The sequence below is a fragment of the Mucilaginibacter sp. GW822-FHT03E02 genome (assembly GCF_058801545.1).
On the sequence record NZ_JBXANJ010000001.1, the window covers coordinates 2,396,997 to 2,415,378 of the forward strand.

Consider the following 18,382-nt stretch of genomic DNA (forward strand, 5'->3'; position numbering starts at 1 on the left):
TAAAAATGCTAAACCGACTTTCATAATTATTTCAATACTTCACTGATTTGAAACACGGGTTCTATGTCCGTATAGTTAGGCACATCACTCATTATCTCCTGAAAATGTGGCACTAATGAATTTTGAAATGCATCCATATCCTCAAAATATAAGTGCGCTACAATCAGATAAAATGGTTTTGAACCAGGCTGTCCACCAAAAAGCCCCCTGTCTACCGAAACCTGCTTCAGGGCATCTCCAGTTAACCTTTTAATCATCGGGATATGGCTGTTTAAATAGTAATCCTGGTTGAACTTTTTATCTTCCAGGTTTTTGTAATAAGCGATTAATTTGATCATTGCTTTTTTAATTTAATTTATGCAGTTGAATTAGGATTAGACTTGTATTTTAGGTTATTACAACCCATTTTTGGTGCGTTTTTAATTCTTATTTACAGACAGAAACTTTAGCATCAATTCTATATCCCAGTCTACAAGTGCTAACATTTCTTTTGTGCCGCCGTTTTTTGGTTGCCATCCAAGTAGCTCTCCATTTGAACATTTCATTCTGACATTACTGCCCCAAAACCATCCTTGCTGTAAGCCTGTTGTTGCGACAGGGCTCACCATAAACTTTCTCACACAAAGCAATTCAGCTATCCGGCGGGCAACGTCAGACCAGACAAAATATTCGTTTGCAGGGTAATATATACCTTTCAATCCTTCGGGTGCCATATCTTTTAATGCCGCGTCGAGTATCAAAAGGTACAGTTCGGCCAAATCAACCACATGAATATTAGTCCATTGATTGTCTCCTTTGCCCACATACATTACTATTCTGCTCATCAGCGAATGATACACAAGCCTTGGTATCTGGATGGACATACGTGGCTCCGAAAATGGACCAAGTCCTTTACCAAAAACAGTAGGCGGTACCACGAGATATGTTTTTACTAATCCTGTTTGGGCGGCAGCGAAAACTTCAATATCTACATGACGATGAGGAGCAAATGAAGGAATAGCTGCATGAGCCTCAAAGTCGGTATCATCCCAGATAGTTGCGGTTGGGTCATCTACAAGAGATCCACCAAGTCCGTTTGAATTTTCAGATAATACCCCTGCGCCTGACGTATGAATAAGCACTGGTCGTTGTCCGGTTTGTTTTGAGCGTTCTTTAAGCCCTTCGATAATAGCTACAGCACTTTGCTGATGATCACAGTTCGCTGTATTGAAAACAATACTGGCTTCCGAGGATTTCTTTTTTAATAGTTCAAAGTCATTCAAAGTTCCGTGAACAGGTTCGATGCCTAATTCCCGCATCTTAATGGCATCTTCGGGATGACGAACGAGCGCGGAAATTTTGAAGTCTTTTAGGTAATTCCGCGTTAGCATCAAATGAAGAAAGGTGCCACCTATATATCCGGTGCCGCCTGTAATGAAAATTTCAGGCTTTATTATTATGTTACTCATATTTTCTTTTATGCAACAATTATTTACCCTGTAAGGCAATAATTCTTTTCCCCAAAATTGGTGTAATTTGAAATAAGAAAACAGGTACAGATTTTATAAAAAAAATGAGATCAGATAAGTATTCACAGATCGTTGCTTACCTTTGCTTGTAATTTACAATACTACAATGGCGGGGAAAATTTTCCGATACGAAGACGTCGCTTTTAAAATAGAAGAACGCATTAAGAACCTTCAATTACAACCGGGCGAAAAAATTGCATCTGTACGGAAGGTTAGCCAGGAGCTTAATGTAAGCCTGAATACCGTTTTCCAGGCCTTCGCCATATTGGAGGCCAAGGGATTAATATACTCCAAGGCTAAGTCCGGTTATTTCGTAAACATGCCTCCCGGCCAATTGAATCTATCTCAACCAAAGCATAGTCTGGCGCTTCCGGCTACGGTTGACATTACGGCAATGGCAACTGCGATGATGAAAAATGCAAAAGAAAACGGCATTATCAACTTCTCCATTCTGGCTCCTGTCAATGAACATCTGCCGATCACCAAGCTGAATAAGCTCGTGACCGGCTCTTTGTATGAAACAAGGAATGACAATTATCAATATCCATTGGTAGACGGGCATCCACGATTGTTGAAACAGATCGCCATAAAAACATTTGACTGGCCACATAGTATAGACCAGCGCGAAATATTGGTTACCAATGGATGCATGGAGGCTGTGAATCTTTGCCTTGATGCTGTTACAAAACCAGGTGATATCGTTGCTGTGGAATCGCCGACTTACCATGGCATATTGCAAAGCCTTGAAAAAAGAGGCTTACAAGCACTGGAAATCGGTGTCAACCCGCAAACAGGCCTGTGCCTGGATGATCTGAAGGAAGGATTGAAAAGAAATAAAGTGGCTACCTGTATTTTTATGCCCTCCTGCCATAATCCAACCGGGAGCGTCATGCCGGAAGCAAATAAGATAGAGCTGGTTCATCTATTGGGCCAGATGAATATACCACTGATAGAAGACAATGCATTGGGAGAGCTCAATTATCAAAGTGGTAGTCTGCCTGCTAAAGCATATGATCAATATGACAATGTGCTTTATTGTTCCTCTTTTTCAAAAACACTGGCACCTGGGTTTCGTGTCGGTTGGGTATCCGCAGGGAAATACCATAAGGCTATTGAGAAATTGAAGTATGGTTCAAATATTTCAACCACCGGCATTTTTCAGGATGCAATAGGAAAATACCTGGAAAGCGGCCAGTATGATAAACACATCCGTAAAATGCGGATAGCACTTCAAACACAGATGCTCAAATACATCAGTAGTATCTCTGCAAATTTCCCCAACGGGACAAGGATATCTATTCCCCAGGGTGGCTTAAGTATTTGGATTGAACTCCCTCCTGAGATAAATGCTTTTTCGTTACAAAAGGCAGCACTACAAAAAGGCATTGGCATTTGTCCTGGGCATATCTTTTCCACTTCAGATTTCTTCCATCATTACATCAGAATTAACTATTGCCCACTATGGAGCAATTCAATAGAAAAAGCAATTAAAGAACTTGCAAAGATTATTCGAACCCTTTGATGCTTAGACGCACTCATTGTACGTTTGATAGTAGTAACTTAAGTTACACTACCCTAAACAACAAATGAATGTGTCGTCCTGAATACGTTACATAGCTTATTCTTTAATTTCCATATTCCGTTAATTATGTCATTAATGGAAAGTGGAAGGCGGCAATTATATCCTCATTGATCTTTGGTAAAAAGCGTTATGGCGAGTTAGAGAAGGGCATTCCTAAAATAAATCCCCGTTGTCTAAGGAATAAAGGGACCTGGAATCGAATGGAATGGTTACAAGAACCGTAAATGACACTATCCCAATTACAGTTGAATATGAGTTAACGAAGTCGAGATATGCATTCCGGGAGGTATTGGACGTGATGCTGGAATGGGGATTGCAGCATTGAACGAATATATCGGTAAGAAATAGTGGACAGGCTTAGGTTTGAATAATAATTGGCAAGCTATATAAACAGACTTTTCTACTTTCAGTTATCTTGTCGATAGCTTCGATATCTTTTAGAGCAATAGAAGAATTAATCGCCATAGTGAAATAATGTTTTTAAATCCCATAGATAACATTACATCGACATTGCCTGTTCCATATCATTATTCTTGACTTTCAATTGAGTTTTTCCGTCATTGGCCGATGCCTTATCGTCATCGGATTTTTTAATTTTTCTCAATCTTGCCGGTTCCCTCTTACAATGCCGGTTATTCGTTTGCCATTGCTGCTTTTTGCTCAACGGCTTTTCTCTCGGTTTGGGAATATTCACCGTTAATCCTGTTTTCAGCATTACTGGTTCATTATCCTTATCCAGTGATGCCAATTCGGTCTTGAATAATTCAGCTATTTCGTCCTTTATCTGGCTGTAACTTTCTGTTACAGTTTCCTCACTCACATGATTAACCACGGGGATAGGTTTAAAGGCCGCTTCTTCTTTGGCCATTGCTTCGTGGTCATTCTGGATAGCACTATGAAACATTTTAAGTGCGATCTTCTGCTCAGGGTTGTCTGCTACCATCCCGACAAACTCACCCGATGACAGTGCCGCGATCTTGGAAGCCGGAATTGCATAATCGAGTTGGGTAGCTTTAGAGAAAGAAGTATCGCCGCTGTTTATGGTCAGGCTATTTTTATCCTGCACGATCTTACCGAAATTATCCGCTAAGGTTTTGGCCGTATCACCTGTTACCTGCCCACTAATGATATTGCCAACAATACCCGTAATCACATCGGCCTGTTCCGCGCCGTAATCTTTTTTCAATTGGCTAAAATCCTGAACTGCCAACGTTGTCGCAACTTTATTGGAACGTGCCGTCGCTATCAGGCTGTCCATGTTGTTAAAAAATATGGTTGGAAACTCGTCAAAAATGAGGCTGCTTTTTAGCTGGCCCTTGCGATTAACCAGCTTGATCATGCGGGAGATGTACAAGGATAAAACTGCGCCATAGATTTGCAGTTTTTGCGGGTTATTGCCCACACAAATAATCTTCGGCTCATTAGGGTTATTGACATCTAAAGAGAAATCGTTGCCGGATAGCACATAATACAATTGTGGTGAAGCTAATCTTGCCAAACCGATCTTAGCGCTGGCTACTTGTCCCTCTAATTGCGCTTTAGCATTGTTGTTATAAGCGGATATAAAGGGATTAATGAGCGCTGTTATTTCCGGTTGCTTTAATAATACGGCGAACAAGCGGTCATAATCCGCCTGCATTAGTTCAATGACGTGCGGCAACGTACAATATTTACCATCCTCATATTTGCGCAAGTACCAAATAATAGCTGTTAAAAAATTAATGGGACTTTCGACAAAGAAATCCCCCTGCTTTTTTATCCACTCGCGATTTAAGCCTAACATAATGGTTCGTGATGCTTCAGTCGCATCCGTTATGTCGTTCATGTTTTGCGGGTCAAGCGGGTTACAACGGTGGCTATGGTTCAGATCGTCGAAATTAATGACATAAAAGGCCGGTTTAATGTTGTAATTATCCTTATAGTGCAACAGCTTATTATAGGCGATTTTGGAAAGATCATCATACTTAAAATCATAAAGGAACATTGAAAAGCCCTTTTTAATATGCTGGTCTATGATATGACGAATCACGAAGTACGATTTTCCCGCGCCCGGACTACCCGACACCAAGAGGCCGCGAAATGGATTAATATAGTTGATCCAGCTATCCCTTACTTTACCTCTAAGATTGTATTTAGCAGGTAGGTTGATGGAATACTCGTTTTCCAGTTTCCTTTCTTCCTGTGGAAAGGTTTCATTCTCGCTGTTGAAAATATCCTTGTTCAGTTTTTCTTTAAGGATTCGCGATAACCAGGTGCCGCCGGTAAGCATTAATAAATAGCCAATGCCTGTCAATACCATATAAGCAATAGCAATCCACGCTAAAGCTATATGCAGGTAAAAACATAATATGGCAATCCAGTAGATAAGCAGCCCGCTAAGTAGGTAAGCAGTTATACTTTTATAATTAATCTTTTCGTTCTTTTTCCCCTTTACGCCAACCAATGAGATAGTCAGGCAAAGCAGTGCTGCCAGCTTTGGCTTCCACCAATTATTAAATAAGCCGGTTTTCGAAATATTGGCGATGATGCGGTCTGTAATATTTGCCGTCCAATGCCATTGGGCGAATGCCTGGTAACAACAAATATAAAAGTGTATGGCCAGTATAAAAATGCTGATGAGCCTTGTAAAATCCACGACCTTACGTAGTCCCTGTATATCTTCTCCCGTGTGCATGGTAATTCCTCCTGATTATAAGTCCAGTCCCTGGTCTTGTTCCTTTTCGTTTGATCTTCTTTTTTTCTTTTTGCGTGGGGTACTTGGTGCGGCTTCCGGCTGGTATTTCGCTAATGCCTGCAACAAATAACTCGTTTGTTCAGGTGCCTTTAGATAGGTTTTGGGTTGTTGTGAAATGTCTTGCTTATTTTGTTTTTGTAATGAGGGTTTTATCCGCTTATCCGTGGCGCTGAACCTGTCTAAAATGGCTTTGGCGCTATATGCTTTGCCTAAATCGCTACCGTTGAATACCGTTTTGTTTTGATTATCTATGTAGGTGATGCCATAAGTATAGCCCTGGTCATTGGTACGGAATGCCACATGGATATTTTGCTTTTGCAGTTCGGTTAGGAATGTGTTTTTTGTGATCGCACTATATTGTTTAAATACCCTTTCAATGCTTTCTTTCAGCGGTTCCCGGTATTGCTTGCGTTTTTCACTATTCTTTTCAAAGGCTGCCTGCAAATTGGCCAAAGTAGGTTTATTATAAATGGCACTGGCCTTGATGGGTATGCCTACTTGTTCTCCTTTGTCATTGATCAGGTTATAGATCAAACCGCCTTTTTCCCGCATCATCGTATTTTCACCGCCACGGTCGGCCATAACGTTAAACTGCTTGAGTATCGAGTTAAATTCTGCCAGTGAGGTAAACTTATAAGTGGCGATGACGGCGTTAACAATATTGGTAATGGTCTGTTTAGTAGGTGTTTTGCCATAGATGGCTTTCTCCAAATTAGCGGCCTTGATAGTTAACGTGTTGCTATTTTTCCTGCCTTTAGCTTCCACCAAACCAAATTCCTTTTCCAGTGCTATACGGGCGGGTTCAGATAATTTCCAGCCAATACCATGCGTATCGATACGGCTGCCGTCCGGTTGAATATTGACGGTCGCAATATGAACATGGGTATGTGCGGCATCATTGTGCTTATAGACTAAATAAGGTTGGTCGCCAAAGCCAATCCTATCCATGTAGGACATAGTAATCTGCTGTAATTGTTCATTGCTCAACTTATCCTGTTCATCAAAATTGAGGGTAATGTGTACTGCATTGGTTTTAACGCGCGTATTCAGCATGGTTAAATGCTCAAAGCGTTGCAATTTTTGCTCAAGGCTGAACTTGTCAATATCACCTGCAAAGCCGCTGGCCAATAATAACCTGGCTTCACCTGCTGCTACCTTGTTTTCGTTGTAATGCAGCATCCCCCGGATATTTTTACCGTTCACGAAACGCGCAACCATTTTTCAGCTAAGCGGTTAATGATGCTTAATAATTCCTCGACCTTGCCGCCAACCTTTTTATATAGCTCCGCTGTTTTAAGTGTAAAAAATGCTCGTTGTGCTTCCGACTTACTCATGTGAAAGAATTTGGTTTGCTGGTTAATATTGATACCGATGGCTTTGAGTTCCTTTCTTATGAGTGCCATTTCTTCCATTGGCGCGTTTAGTGACACATCCTTATAAAAGCAATTTATTTGTTCGCCGGATAATATCATTCGTGCCACTTCGCCAATGCTTTGGCAGCCGCTTTCCTGTTGGATTTTTTCAAGGCGTTTAAAGACTTTTTCGGTTACCCGCACAATGATGGGGTGGCTTAATATGTCTTGAGGATTATCCAATTTTTTACGTGGCATAGCGTACATTTAAGAGGGTTCCAGACTTCGCGAGTTCCGAGCGAAGTCCTGACCGTAAGGGCAGCAAGATGATTTTCGTATACGAAAATCCATCTTGCTGCATTCTGGCGAATGCAGAACTGGCGTTGCGAAACTGCTGCGCAGTTTGGTTAATAGTTGCTAATCGAGTTTATAGGAGGTCAAATTTGGCCGGAATGTTGACGGTCAGTTTCCGGTTGGTTGAGCGGAATAAATGACCTTAATAGTTGGCGTATCTTTTGCCGTGGCTCTTGCCTGATGCGTTTGATCTTGGGGTAATATTGGCCGTTGAATTTGCGGCCTTTGAGGTTGGTGTTGGTTTCCATTGCTATCTAATTTGATAAGCAAAAGTCCTGGCGTTTTTGGCCCCGACTACAGGAACAATGGGTAGTACCTTAATATTTTCTTTAAAGCATTCATAGCCAAAATCGTGGAAATTTATGGGGTAATCAGTATGTGGAAAACTTTTTATTCGCTGTTTTTAATAGCGCAAAGTCACTTTTCCCTCAAAATAACTGACTATGAAGGCAATTTGACAAAAAATCGGACATGGGGTATGATACATAAACCTCTTAATGCCCCTTCTATCGAAGGATAAAAACATTGGGAACAAATATCATGGCCTCATTTTTTGTTCTATTAGGTTTAATTTCAGGTGTTCTTAACTTCTTGGAATACGTAGTTAAAATTGTGAAATGGTTATTTAGTAAAATGAAGTAATCATTTCGATTGCCCCCAAAGCCCTGCTAACACAGGGCTTTTATTTTAAAGTAGTACTTCGCATTCCTTTTATGCAGGTCTTTTATTTAAAGAATATTGGCGAAAAGGTAAGCATGATGATAGACTCACTTGATAAAGGAACCAGAAGCTTAACACCGCAAATGATTATAGATAAATTCGATAAAAAAGGGATCAAACTATCAGAAAAAGATGCGGAAAAGTACTTGGATTTGCTATATTTTTTAGCTAAATTGGTAGTAAAACACCATCTTTTATAATGAAAATTGCAGATTTATATATACGGGTAAGTACAGATGAGCAGGCAGATAAAGGCTACTCCCAACGCAGCCAGGAAGAGGTATTAAAACGTTATTGCGAGCAAAATCACATCAGTATCCGCAAAGTTATTTTTGAAGATTATTCTGCTAAAACTTTCCTACGACCTGAATGGCAAAAGCTATTAATCGGCCTGAAAAAATATCGCAATAAAATCGATTTAATTTTATTCACTAAATGGGATAGGTTTAGCAGGAATGCTCCCGATGCCTATCAAATGATCAACACCCTCAAAAAGCTGGGTGTGGAACCACATGCCATCGAACAACCGTTAGATATGTCGGTTCCCGAGAATAAAATGATGCTAGCCATTTATCTTACCGCACCAGAAATTGAAAACGACCGCCGCGGATTAAATACTTTCTTTGGTATGAGACGGGCAAGGAAGGAAGGGCGTTGGACTTCACTTGCCCCTGTTGGCTATATTAACCGCACTGCCCTTGACGGCAAAAAATATATCGAACCCGATGGCAAACAAGCTAAAATAATGCAGTGGGCGTTCAACGAAATTGCTTTAGAGAAATATGCTACCGAACAAGTCTTTAAGCAAGCTAAAGCTATGGGTTTAAAGTGCAATAAAAACAGGTTCCTTATGGCTATCCGTAACCCAATTTACTGTGGTAAAATCTTTATAGAAAAATATAAAGATGAAGATTGCCATTTGGTAAAGGGCTTACATGAACCGCTTATTACTGAAACCATGTATTACGACGTTCAGGATATCCTGGATGGTAAGAAGCGAAAAATCAAATTAACCATAATGTCACCTGATATGCTTCCTTTAAAAGGGTTCTTACATTGTACTCAATGTAACCGGATTTTATGTGGGAGTGCATCCAAAGGACGTAATAACTATTATTACTATTACCACTGCTCGTCTGCTTGTGGCTATCGCAAGAAAGCCGAAGAAGTTAACAAAGCATTTGTTGATGAATTGAAAATGTATGTCCTCAACGAAGATTCAAAGGACGTCTTTAAAATTGCGATAATGGATGCTTACATAGATGCAACAAAAGGGGAAACTCAAAACAAAACCAACTATATAGTTGAGATAACGGAACTAAGCAATCGCATTACAAAAGCGAGGGAATTATTATTAACAGGAGATTTGGATGGTTCTGACTATAAAACTATCAAAACAGAAAGTGAACATCGAATAGCGGTTTTAGAGGCTAAGCTTGCTGAGGCACCTGTTACGGTGATTAGTCTCGCAGAGGTAGAGCGTTTATTAGATAAAGCAATTACAAAGCTGACACAAATAGATGTAATCTACTCAAATTTTGATACTTACGTTCAAAGAGAGGTAATTGGTTCGATGTACCCCGAAAAATTCACGTTTGAAAATTTGCAACATCGAACCGCCAAGGTTGACTTTTTGTTTCAACTTATCTATCAGATTAACAGTACGTTACGTGGTAAAAAAAGATGGGCAAGCGACCGTAAAACGTGCTTGCCCATTGTGGCTCCTGAGGCTGGGCTCGAACCAGCGACCCTCTGATTAACAGTCAGATGCTCTAACCGGCTGAGCTACTCAGGACTATTTTTCCGTTTGGAGTGGTGCAAAAGTATAATTTCTGCGGTAATTTCACAATATTTGCGCAAAAAAAATTTAAAATATTTTCCATGAGTTTGTTAGTTATTGGTACTGTGGCATTTGACGCAATTGAGACCCCCTTCGGAAAGACGGATAAAATCGTCGGCGGGTCGGCAACCTTCGCAAGTTTGGGCGCATCTTACTTTTTTGATGATATAAATATCGTTGCCGTGGTAGGCGATGACTTTCCGCAAAGCGAGATTGAAGACCTTAACAAACACAATGTAGATACCGAAGGGCTTCAAATTAAACAGGGCGAGAAATCGTTTTTCTGGAGCGGCAGGTATCATAACGACATGAACAGCCGTGATACATTGGTTACGGAGTTGAACGTTTTGGCCGATTTTGATCCGATAATTCCAGAATCATACCAGGACTGCGAATACCTGATGCTGGGCAATTTATCGCCGCAGGTACAGCAAAGCGTTATCGAACGTCTTAAAAACCGCCCCAAACTCATTGTAATGGATACCATGAACTTTTGGATGGATATTGCATTGAATGAATTGCTGAAAACGTTGAAGCTGGTAGATGTACTAACCATCAACGATGCGGAAGCCCGCCAGCTATCAGGCGAATTTTCGCTGGTAAAGGCTGCCCGTAAAATTTTAACTATGGGCCCAAAGTACCTGATCATTAAAAAAGGTGAGCACGGTGCCTTACTTTTTCATGAGGATAAAATATTCAGCGCCCCTGCCCTTCCGTTAGAAGAGGTTTTTGACCCCACAGGCGCAGGCGATACCTTTGCCGGCGGGTTTATCGGCTACATGGCCAAAGCAGGCACCGTGAGCTTCGAAAGCATGAAAAACGCCATCATCTATGGCTCGGCCCTGGCATCATTCTGCGTGGAGAAGTTTGGATCTGAAAGATTAAGAAACCTGACACAAGAAGAAATTGCCACCCGCATAGATCAATTTGTGGGATTGGCCAAGTTTGAGATATAAAAGCCTCACCTAAACGGCAAAGCCCTCACGAACACCTTTTAAATAATTATAACGTGAGTAATCCTCTCCTTTGGAGAGGATTTAGATTTGCATATTAAAAGGGGGCTGTTCCAAAAAAGCCCCCCCCTTGCTTTTTAGCTCCCTCTTCAGGGGGCTGGGGGGCTTGAACTTAGCGTACCCACTTTCTCAAACTTTTCAAATACCGTTTCGGTATGTGGGGCATCAACAAGCTCGGGGGTCAAATCCTGGCCGGCCCAGTGTTCGTAGTGTTTGCCATTGCGCCATAGGCGGCTTTCGGTTACATCGTATATAACGCCTTTATAGGCAACCCAAATCTGGGGTTTATCCTGCCCGTTGCGCAGGGCCAGTTGTGACTTGGTATATTGGGGCAGGTTAGTCATTAGCTTTGCGTCTTGTTTTAAAGTATTCAAAAAAGCCAATATTCATAAGTAACAACGCCATTAGGTAGAAGTGATCTTCTATAGGTATAGTGCCTACCCTTTTGCCCATGTTTTGGCTATTGTTGTACATAACCACCGGGATGGATGTTAAAATTCCGTTGACGATATAAAAAGGGATTAGCGCAACTACATATGCTAAATAAAACCGGCTAAACCACTCTACTTTAACTACATATTGAAACATCAACAACAATGCAAGTAAAAGCCCAAAAGTAATTGCAGTATAAATTTTATTATAATAAAAAATAAGGCCCAAAACAGAAAACATAACAACCAGGCTACTAATGATATTGGTTAACCGGGTATCTATTTGCCATTTTATGTAATAGTTTAAGCAGGCATAAATAAAAATACATGCAAAAGGCACCGTTAAAAAGAAAAGCACTTCTTCTAATGGCAAACCCCAGATTGTAACACCGATAATATATTGCCGGTTAAATGACCATACGCCTTTCATGGTAAACAGCACATCCCAAAACAAAAAGAAAAGGCCGGTTATGGCCATGCCCGGCCAGATATACTTCCAGCTTTTATAAAAATGCACCTTTTTATCAAACGATAATACAAACGGAAAAAATACCGTCAATATATTGATGGTCAGATAAGTGTATTTCACTTTAATTCGGCTAAATGTTTGTTCAGATTATCATTTTGTGCGGGAGTGCAGCGCTTGGAATTCAGCAGAAATTTGATGATGGCTATCGTTAAATCCTTATCGCCGGTACCATAGTTCTTTTTATCAAGCTGAGTTATAATTTCGTCACGATCGGCAACCAGATCTTTGTTAAAACCTAAAAAGCCAGGTACATTATGCTCAACCGAAAAACGTAAAAAACGGATCTCGATATTATGCGGATCGGCGCTTACGGCTGTTTTGTAGGTAGCCTCGGCGTTATTCAGGTGTTTCACCTTCATATAAGGGTTCCAGCTGAGCTTCGCTTTACATGCCGATAAGGTGGCAAGGTATGCTTTGATAACTCCTGTAGGATTCTTGATTACCGCCAGGCTTTTATATAACGAATCGGTTGTTTTGCTGCTGTTCATGCAAACTACCAGTAAATTTCGGATATGCCTCAGGTTAGGCTCATCTGCCCGGCTTTGTTGGGTAACCAGCAACATCAGGATAATAGATGCAATAAAATAGATACGGTTGTTCATGAGGTGCAATTTGGCCGTTGTGGCAAGGTGTTAACAGTTGCCTGATGGTTGCCACGGCTTAGTCAAAAGTACAAATTGAAACCCATAATGTTTCAAAACAAAAAACCCGCCTTTGATAAGCGGGTTTTTTATTATATATGGTTGAGTTTATAAATTTAGTTTTCGGCGTAAACGGGTTTGGCAATACCGTTATCGTAGGCTTTCAGGTTTTTCTTCAATAGCTTGCGTGCCACGTGAATACGTGTTTTTACAGTACCTATAGGTATCTCTAAATGATCGGCAATTTCATGGTATTTGTGTCCTTCAAAATACATGGTAAATGGCACGTAATAATCGCCGGGCAACCTATCTAAAGCTCTTTTAATATCATCCATCACGAATTTAGCTTCGCCTTGATTTTTTGTTGAACTGAATACCAGGTTTGGCGAAGAGATTTCGTCGCTTTTGGTAACAAATGTGCTCATCTTAACAAAACGGCGATAGTTGTTAATAAACGTATTTTTCATGATGGTGTATAACCATCCTTTTAAATTGGTACCTTCTTTAAACTTATTGTAGTAAGTTATGGCCTTCAACATTGTATCCTGAACAAGGTCGTTAGCATCGTCTGCGTCGTGCGTAAAATGTAAGGCGTATGATCTTAATGAAGTTGCCTGGCGCAGTACAAGGGTGTTAAACTCAATCTTTGTCATTTTGTTAAAGTTTTGTGTTAACAGTTAGGCAAGCATAGTGCCAGTACTGTATTAAATACAACACAAAACACCACTTCGGGCCTTAAAATCAACAAACAAAACAAAAGTGTAATTATTACACTTTAACAACAAACAACAACCTGCTTATCAGACTATTAAACACAGCAAAAATCAACATCACACAGAATATTAAAACGAATATTCCTGCAAAAAATTTATTGAAAACAAATGAAAACAAAATCGAAAGTTTAGTTAAAATTTAATTTCTTAACTAATAATATTCACCTCGCGTTGTAGCATAACGCCAAATTTAGCGTACACACTGTCTATAATTTGCGACGAAAAGTTGTAAATTTCTGTCCCGGTGGCTCCGCCGTGGTTCACCAATACCAGCGCCTGGTTCATCCAAGTTCCGGTGTGGCCAACGGTTTTTCCCTTCCAGCCGCATTGTTCTATAAGCCATCCGGCAGCTAATTTCACCTGCCCATCGGCAGCCAGATAATTAACTACATCGGGGAACTTAGTGTGTACAGTTTCAAATTCGTGCTGACTAATTACAGGGTTTTTAAAGAAACTACCGGCATTGCCTATGGTGGTAGGATCGGGCAGTTTAGATACCCGGATATGTGATACTACCTGCGATACCTCTTTTATAGTAGGCGATGTAATGCCGCGGCTGGCCAGCTCCTGCCCTATTGCGCCGTACTGGGTATTGATGTTGGGGATAAGCGATAAATGGAATTTAACCGATACAATGATATATTGCCCTTTCAGCTCGCTTTTAAAAACACTTTCGCGATAGCCAAATTTACAATCGGCTTTGCTAAACGTTTTAAATGTACCGGTGGCAACTTCAAAAGCCCTGCAGCTTACAAATGCATCTTTAAGCTCTACGCCATATGCACCGATGTTTTGAATGGGTGATGCCCCAACCGAACCCGGAATCAGGCTCAGGTTTTCAATCCCGGCATACCCACGGGCAACGCAAAAATTAACCAAATCGTTCCATACCTCGCCGCCGCCGGCCTCTACAAATACATCATTGTGACTGATGCGATGTTCAATGCCCCGGATATTCATGCGGATAACCAGGCCATCAAAATCTGTAACCAATAGTAAATTGCTGCCGCCACCCAAAACCAACCGCCCGGTTTGTTGCCATTGCGGGTCGGCAAATAATTCAACCAGATCATCCTGGTGGGCTATTTCCACAAAATAACGCGCCTGGGCATCAATGCCGAAAGTATTGAAATTTTTAAGTGATACGTTTTCTTGTATTTGCAGCATGGGGGTTGATTTTTAACAATTAGTCTATTTTTCAAAGGCGTTAAAGAGGGTTTCACCGTTTCGGATGTCGGATGTTCGATGTCGGATTTATTGAGGGCGAATTTCGGAATTTTTAATTGATTTGGTTAAACAGGTATTAAAAGGAAAACTATTCTACTTATTCCAGGGCAAATACTTTACTGTGTTGGCAACCTGTAATGTTGGTAATCCTAAATTCAATTGTCCGCCATTTAAAACACGCTCATACAACTTAAGATATTTTTGTACCATGGTATGTACCATAAAGTTATCCATGGCATATTCATAGCAATGCTGATTGCTAAATTGATTTACCGCCTTAAGTCCGTTTACCAGGTCCGCTTTACTGTCACTTAACAGCCCAACTTCGGCCGGTACCAGTTCGGGCAGCGATCCGTAGGGCGTGCCCAATACCGGGCAGCCAAAATACAGGCTTTCAATAATAGCCAGGCCAAAAGGCTCGTGCCATAATACGGGGAACAACAATGCCCTGGAAGTATTTAACACAGCCGCCTTTGCATCGTTATTAACCATGCCCTTAAACCTTACATTTAAGTTTGGTGTAAACCGCAACCCCATTTTTAAATTGAGGCGTGTGCCACCCAATACAATCAGCTTATTGCCGCTTTGGGTGGCTATATCAATAGCGCCTTTTACGTTTTTAACCTTCCAGGCGGCTTTGGCCAGGAAATGGGCATGTGTCCGTTTTTTTGATAGATCGGGCTTGTGGTAATCGTCCGGGTCGAGGCCGTGGTGTACAAAAGCTTCGCCGCCGTAGCGCGATGCCTGGTTGGCAGATACAAATACCGAGTTTCGATTTAGCTGCTGCCCAAAGCCGGGATTATCATGTACATTAACCAAATAGGGTTTCTTGCTAAACCCATTTACCTGGAAGTGAAAATGTACCACATCTACATCGTCGGGTACCTGAAGGTTAATGTCAACAGCAGGGTCATAAACCAATACTTTGGCAAAAGGGCAGGTTGAACCGGGCGCAACAAGATAGGTTACCGTATGCCCCATGCGGCTAAGCGCTTTACCCAGCCACCAGATAACACGTTCGGTACCGCCATATTTTGGCGCCGGGATCCGGGTATTATTTACTATTAATATCCTCATTTGAAAAAGCAAGCGCCCGAATTTCGGAATTTAAATCGGATTGTTGTATTTTAGTGATATCCGGCTTTTTTCGCATCCATTGTCTCACCAATTGGTCTATTTTAGTAAAAACACCAATAAAATCATGATACAATATTAATTTGTTAAATTTTTAACTCCAACATTGCAAATGCTAAACTTTTTTAATTATTTTAGAAACTTAATTAACTTCTTAACGAATTAAACAAAAAAAATGGCATCCATGAGCAATCCCGAAATAGCCGGACAAAAAAAAACGGCCATAAATCCAGTCATTATTATAAGTACCCTGTTTTTTATTTTCGGTTTTGTAACCTGGCTAAATTCAGTATTAGTACCCTACCTGAAAATCGCGTGCGAGTTACACAGCAATGCCCAGGCCTATTTAGTGGTTACTGCCTTTTACTTGCCCTATTTGGTCATGGCCGTGCCATCGGCCTGGTTGCTTAAGGTATTAGGGTTTAAAAATGGCATGGGTGCAGGGCTGGTTATTATGGCTATAGGTGCTCTGATATTTATACCGGCTGCAATGACCCGTACTTTCGCCATTTTTTTAGTCGGTTTATTTGTTCAGGGCTCTGGTCTTGCAGTACTTCAGTCGGCGGCAAACCCTTTTATTACTATTTTGGGGCCACCAGAAAGTGCCGCAAAGCGTATAAGTATCATGGGGATATTTAACAAAGCAGCAGGTTCGCTTGCCCCTATTGCATTAGGCGCTGCTATTGGCTTAAAGGACACCGACGCATTAAAGAAAAAACTATTAACACTTGATGCTGCACAAAAGGCAATCGAGCTTAATCAATTAGCGTCGAAGGTAATTTTGCCGTATGTGCTAATGGTTATTGCGTTAATTATTTTGGCGGTACTAATATACTTTGTAAGCCTGCCAGAAATTGACACCAACCATGAAGACGAAAGTGTTGCCGCTGCGAACGCCGACAAAACCAGTATTTTCAATTTCCCGCACCTGATATTGGGTGTAATAGCCTTGTTTTTATATGTTGGTGCCGAGGTTATAGCCGGCGATACGATTATTAGCTATGGATCGTCATTAAACATACCTACCGCAACCGCGCAGTTTTTCACTACCTGTACTTTAGTTTCAATGATTATAGGTTATGTTGTTGGTATTTTTTGCATTCCCCAAATAATCACCCAACAAAAAGCACTGGTGATATGCGCAATGTTAGGTTTTGTATTAACAGTTTGCGCCTTATTATTGCATGGTTATTATTCTGTATTCTGCATCGCCTTACTTGGCTTTGCAAATTCGTTAATGTGGCCAGCCATATGGCCGTTGGGCTTATCGGGATTAGGGAGATTTACCAAAATTGGTTCGTCATTATTAGTTATGGGGATTGCAGGTGCAGCCGTTTTTCCACCGTTATACGGCCTATTGGCCGATAAATTAAATTCACAGGAAGCTTATGTGATCCTGATCCCTATCTACCTCTTCATCCTTTATTTTGCAACAATAGGTTATAAAAAAGGGAAACACGTGGTAGCGGTGTAAAACACGATCACAAAAGCAACAGGATCAAAAAATATCGTTGCTCATTTTAAAACACCAGTATAAAAAGCTTTTATAAAGTCTGTTTATACTGGTGTTTTTATTTACGATATTGATTGTTAACTTCATCGGAAATATAATCCTTATCCGATGAAACCTAAATCGCTTCCATTAATAGCCGCGTTTATTTGCCTTACACATTCCCTGTTTGCACAGGACTTTAGGACCACCTTTAGAGAACTTTCCGGCAAAGGCGACACTACGGCCACACTAAAATTATTGCGTACCTGGCAAAAAGCTAAACCGAACGACCCCGAAATGTACGTGGCCTTTTATAACTATTATGCCCTTGAAGGTTTAAAGGAAGTATTGAGTTTGCAAAAAGAGCAACCTGGTGGCAAAAGTTTTCAATTAACCGACAGCGCGGGCAAAGTAGCCGGGTACCTGGGCAGTCGGCCTGGTCTTAATATCAATTATTTAAACCAGGGATTTAAATATATCGATTCGGCAATAGCTAAATTCCCCACACGGCTTGACATGCGGTTTGGCAAAGTTTATGTACTTGGCCGGATGGAAGATTATGAAAAATTCACCGGCGAGATTATCAAAACCATAAAATTTGGCCAAAGCATTAACTTTAAATGGATGTGGACAGACAACAAACCATTGGATGACCCCGAAAAATTCATGCTTGGTTCAGTACAAGACTATGTTATCCAGCTTTTTAACGCGGGCGATCAATATGCCGGCTATATGGGTGATATTGCGCAAACAATTTTAAAATACAAACCCGGTCATGTAGAAAGCTTATCCAATTTATCTATAAGTTATATGATAAAAAAGGATTATCCGCATGCTGTTGAACAACTTTTGAAAGCCGAAAAGCTTGCACCACATGATTATATTGTATTAAATAACATAGCCTATTGCTATGAGCTTCAGGGCAACAAACCTAATGCTATAAACTACTACAAGCTTGTAAAACAATACGGCAATGACGAGGCAAAAGTGGCAGCCGATAAAAAAATACAAGTATTACAAAAGCAATAAACTACCATTATTTGAAACAGAAT

19 protein-coding genes and 1 tRNA gene are annotated in these 18,382 nt (G+C 40.7%); 7 read left to right on the forward strand and 13 right to left on the reverse strand.

Annotated elements, in window-relative coordinates:
- Positions 1-26: 26 nt before the first annotated feature.
- A complete protein-coding gene (locus AC1RM2_RS10095) occupies positions 27-338 on the reverse strand; it encodes an EthD family reductase (protein WP_492984983.1) in 312 nt (103 codons plus the stop codon).
- Between the two features lie 81 nt (positions 339-419).
- Positions 420-1,448 carry an NAD-dependent epimerase/dehydratase family protein gene (locus AC1RM2_RS10100; RefSeq protein WP_492984984.1) on the reverse strand — a complete coding sequence of 343 codons (1,029 nt, stop codon included), beginning with the start codon at positions 1,446-1,448 and terminating at the stop codon, positions 420-422.
- A gap of 166 nt (positions 1,449-1,614) precedes the next feature.
- On the opposite strand from AC1RM2_RS10100, the gene AC1RM2_RS10105 reads away from it, so the two are divergent.
- The 3 genes from AC1RM2_RS10105 to AC1RM2_RS10115 all read left to right on the forward strand — a co-directional run bounded on the left by AC1RM2_RS10105 (position 1,615) and on the right by AC1RM2_RS10115 (position 3,415).
- The gene (locus AC1RM2_RS10105) at positions 1,615-3,030 is read left to right on the forward strand and encodes an aminotransferase-like domain-containing protein (protein ID WP_492984985.1); all 1,416 of its coding nucleotides are present in this window, start codon (positions 1,615-1,617) and stop codon (positions 3,028-3,030) included.
- A gap of 131 nt (positions 3,031-3,161) precedes the next feature.
- Positions 3,162-3,314 (forward strand): winged helix-turn-helix transcriptional regulator, encoded by a 153-nt coding sequence (locus tag AC1RM2_RS10110; protein WP_492988242.1) that lies wholly within the window; start codon positions 3,162-3,164, stop codon positions 3,312-3,314.
- The gene (locus tag AC1RM2_RS10115) at positions 3,281-3,415 is read left to right on the forward strand and encodes a winged helix-turn-helix transcriptional regulator (protein WP_492988243.1); all 135 of its coding nucleotides are present in this window, start codon (positions 3,281-3,283) and stop codon (positions 3,413-3,415) included. Before AC1RM2_RS10110 ends, AC1RM2_RS10115 begins: the two co-directional genes overlap by 34 nt.
- Positions 3,416-3,589: 174 nt before the next feature.
- On the opposite strand, the gene mobC is transcribed toward AC1RM2_RS10115, so the two are convergent.
- From mobC to AC1RM2_RS10135, 4 genes are all read right to left on the reverse strand, one after another.
- Positions 3,590-5,764, reverse strand: a complete 2,175-nt coding sequence (gene mobC, locus AC1RM2_RS10120; protein ID WP_492984986.1) for a conjugal transfer protein MobC — start codon at positions 5,762-5,764, stop codon at positions 3,590-3,592.
- A 15-nt stretch (positions 5,765-5,779) separates the two neighbouring features.
- A complete protein-coding gene (locus AC1RM2_RS10125) occupies positions 5,780-7,042 on the reverse strand; it encodes a relaxase/mobilization nuclease domain-containing protein (RefSeq protein WP_492984987.1) in 1,263 nt (420 codons plus the stop codon).
- A complete protein-coding gene (locus tag AC1RM2_RS10130) occupies positions 7,024-7,434 on the reverse strand; it encodes a mobilization protein (protein WP_492984988.1) in 411 nt (136 codons plus the stop codon). Before AC1RM2_RS10130 ends, AC1RM2_RS10125 begins: the two co-directional genes overlap by 19 nt.
- 179 nt (positions 7,435-7,613) lie before the next feature.
- Positions 7,614-7,778, reverse strand: coding sequence for a hypothetical protein (locus tag AC1RM2_RS10135; protein WP_492984989.1), 165 nt, complete (start codon positions 7,776-7,778; stop codon positions 7,614-7,616).
- 671 nt (positions 7,779-8,449) lie between these two features.
- Between AC1RM2_RS10135 and AC1RM2_RS10140 the strand changes: the two genes are divergently transcribed.
- A complete protein-coding gene (locus AC1RM2_RS10140; protein ID WP_492984990.1) occupies positions 8,450-10,006 on the forward strand; it encodes a recombinase family protein in 1,557 nt (518 codons plus the stop codon).
- Here AC1RM2_RS10140 and AC1RM2_RS10145 read toward each other — a convergent pair.
- Positions 9,969-10,045: transfer RNA gene (locus AC1RM2_RS10145), tRNA-Asn, on the reverse strand. The genes AC1RM2_RS10140 and AC1RM2_RS10145 overlap by 38 nt on opposite strands.
- A gap of 86 nt (positions 10,046-10,131) precedes the next feature.
- Between AC1RM2_RS10145 and AC1RM2_RS10150 the strand changes: the two genes are divergently transcribed.
- On the forward strand, positions 10,132-11,046 hold the full coding sequence (locus AC1RM2_RS10150; RefSeq protein ID WP_492984991.1) for a PfkB family carbohydrate kinase: 915 nt from the start codon (positions 10,132-10,134) through the stop codon (positions 11,044-11,046).
- Positions 11,047-11,192: 146 nt separating this feature from the next.
- On the opposite strand, the gene AC1RM2_RS10155 is transcribed toward AC1RM2_RS10150, so the two are convergent.
- The 6 genes from AC1RM2_RS10155 to AC1RM2_RS10180 all read right to left on the reverse strand — a co-directional run bounded on the left by AC1RM2_RS10155 (position 11,193) and on the right by AC1RM2_RS10180 (position 15,781).
- Positions 11,193-11,447: a cytochrome b5 domain-containing protein gene (locus tag AC1RM2_RS10155; protein ID WP_492984992.1), complete on the reverse strand. Its 255-nt coding sequence runs from the start codon at positions 11,445-11,447 to the stop codon at positions 11,193-11,195.
- Positions 11,440-12,123, reverse strand: a complete 684-nt coding sequence (locus AC1RM2_RS10160) for a lycopene cyclase domain-containing protein (protein WP_492984993.1) — start codon at positions 12,121-12,123, stop codon at positions 11,440-11,442. Before AC1RM2_RS10160 ends, AC1RM2_RS10155 begins: the two co-directional genes overlap by 8 nt.
- A complete protein-coding gene (locus tag AC1RM2_RS10165) occupies positions 12,120-12,665 on the reverse strand; it encodes a hypothetical protein (RefSeq protein ID WP_492984994.1) in 546 nt (181 codons plus the stop codon). Before AC1RM2_RS10165 ends, AC1RM2_RS10160 begins: the two co-directional genes overlap by 4 nt.
- A gap of 155 nt (positions 12,666-12,820) precedes the next feature.
- Positions 12,821-13,357: an RNA polymerase sigma factor gene (locus tag AC1RM2_RS10170; RefSeq protein WP_090642614.1), complete on the reverse strand. Its 537-nt coding sequence runs from the start codon at positions 13,355-13,357 to the stop codon at positions 12,821-12,823.
- A gap of 267 nt (positions 13,358-13,624) precedes the next feature.
- Entirely contained in the window at positions 13,625-14,644 is a 1,020-nt protein-coding gene (gene murB, locus AC1RM2_RS10175; protein WP_492984995.1) for a UDP-N-acetylmuramate dehydrogenase, read from the reverse strand.
- 153 nt (positions 14,645-14,797) lie between these two features.
- Entirely contained in the window at positions 14,798-15,781 is a 984-nt protein-coding gene (locus AC1RM2_RS10180) for a glycosyltransferase (protein ID WP_492984996.1), read from the reverse strand.
- A 241-nt stretch (positions 15,782-16,022) separates the two neighbouring features.
- Between AC1RM2_RS10180 and AC1RM2_RS10185 the strand changes: the two genes are divergently transcribed.
- Positions 16,023-17,312, forward strand: coding sequence for a sugar MFS transporter (locus AC1RM2_RS10185; RefSeq protein WP_492984997.1), 1,290 nt, complete (start codon positions 16,023-16,025; stop codon positions 17,310-17,312).
- Between the two features lie 147 nt (positions 17,313-17,459).
- Positions 17,460-18,359, forward strand: a complete 900-nt coding sequence (locus AC1RM2_RS10190; protein ID WP_492984998.1) for a hypothetical protein — start codon at positions 17,460-17,462, stop codon at positions 18,357-18,359.
- Positions 18,360-18,382: the final 23 nt, after the last annotated feature.

Coding starts and splice junctions, on each gene's coding strand:
- AC1RM2_RS10095 (WP_492984983.1), bottom strand. CDS start 338: ATGATCAAATTAATCGCTTATTACAAAAACCTGGAAGATAAAAAGTTC.
- AC1RM2_RS10100 (WP_492984984.1), bottom strand. CDS start 1,448: ATGAGTAACATAATAATAAAGCCTGAAATTTTCATTACAGGCGGCACC.
- AC1RM2_RS10105 (WP_492984985.1), top strand. CDS start 1,615: ATGGCGGGGAAAATTTTCCGATACGAAGACGTCGCTTTTAAAATAGAA.
- mobC (WP_492984986.1), bottom strand. CDS start 5,764: ATGCACACGGGAGAAGATATACAGGGACTACGTAAGGTCGTGGATTTT.
- AC1RM2_RS10125 (WP_492984987.1), bottom strand. CDS start 7,042: ATGGTTGCGCGTTTCGTGAACGGTAAAAATATCCGGGGGATGCTGCAT.
- AC1RM2_RS10130 (WP_492984988.1), bottom strand. CDS start 7,434: ATGCCACGTAAAAAATTGGATAATCCTCAAGACATATTAAGCCACCCC.
- AC1RM2_RS10135 (WP_492984989.1), bottom strand. CDS start 7,778: ATGGAAACCAACACCAACCTCAAAGGCCGCAAATTCAACGGCCAATAT.
- AC1RM2_RS10140 (WP_492984990.1), top strand. CDS start 8,450: ATGAAAATTGCAGATTTATATATACGGGTAAGTACAGATGAGCAGGCA.
- AC1RM2_RS10150 (WP_492984991.1), top strand. CDS start 10,132: ATGAGTTTGTTAGTTATTGGTACTGTGGCATTTGACGCAATTGAGACC.
- AC1RM2_RS10155 (WP_492984992.1), bottom strand. CDS start 11,447: ATGACTAACCTGCCCCAATATACCAAGTCACAACTGGCCCTGCGCAAC.
- AC1RM2_RS10165 (WP_492984994.1), bottom strand. CDS start 12,665: ATGAACAACCGTATCTATTTTATTGCATCTATTATCCTGATGTTGCTG.
- AC1RM2_RS10170 (WP_090642614.1), bottom strand. CDS start 13,357: ATGACAAAGATTGAGTTTAACACCCTTGTACTGCGCCAGGCAACTTCA.
- murB (WP_492984995.1), bottom strand. CDS start 14,644: ATGCTGCAAATACAAGAAAACGTATCACTTAAAAATTTCAATACTTTC.
- AC1RM2_RS10180 (WP_492984996.1), bottom strand. CDS start 15,781: ATGAGGATATTAATAGTAAATAATACCCGGATCCCGGCGCCAAAATAT.
- AC1RM2_RS10185 (WP_492984997.1), top strand. CDS start 16,023: ATGAGCAATCCCGAAATAGCCGGACAAAAAAAAACGGCCATAAATCCA.
- AC1RM2_RS10190 (WP_492984998.1), top strand. CDS start 17,460: ATGAAACCTAAATCGCTTCCATTAATAGCCGCGTTTATTTGCCTTACA.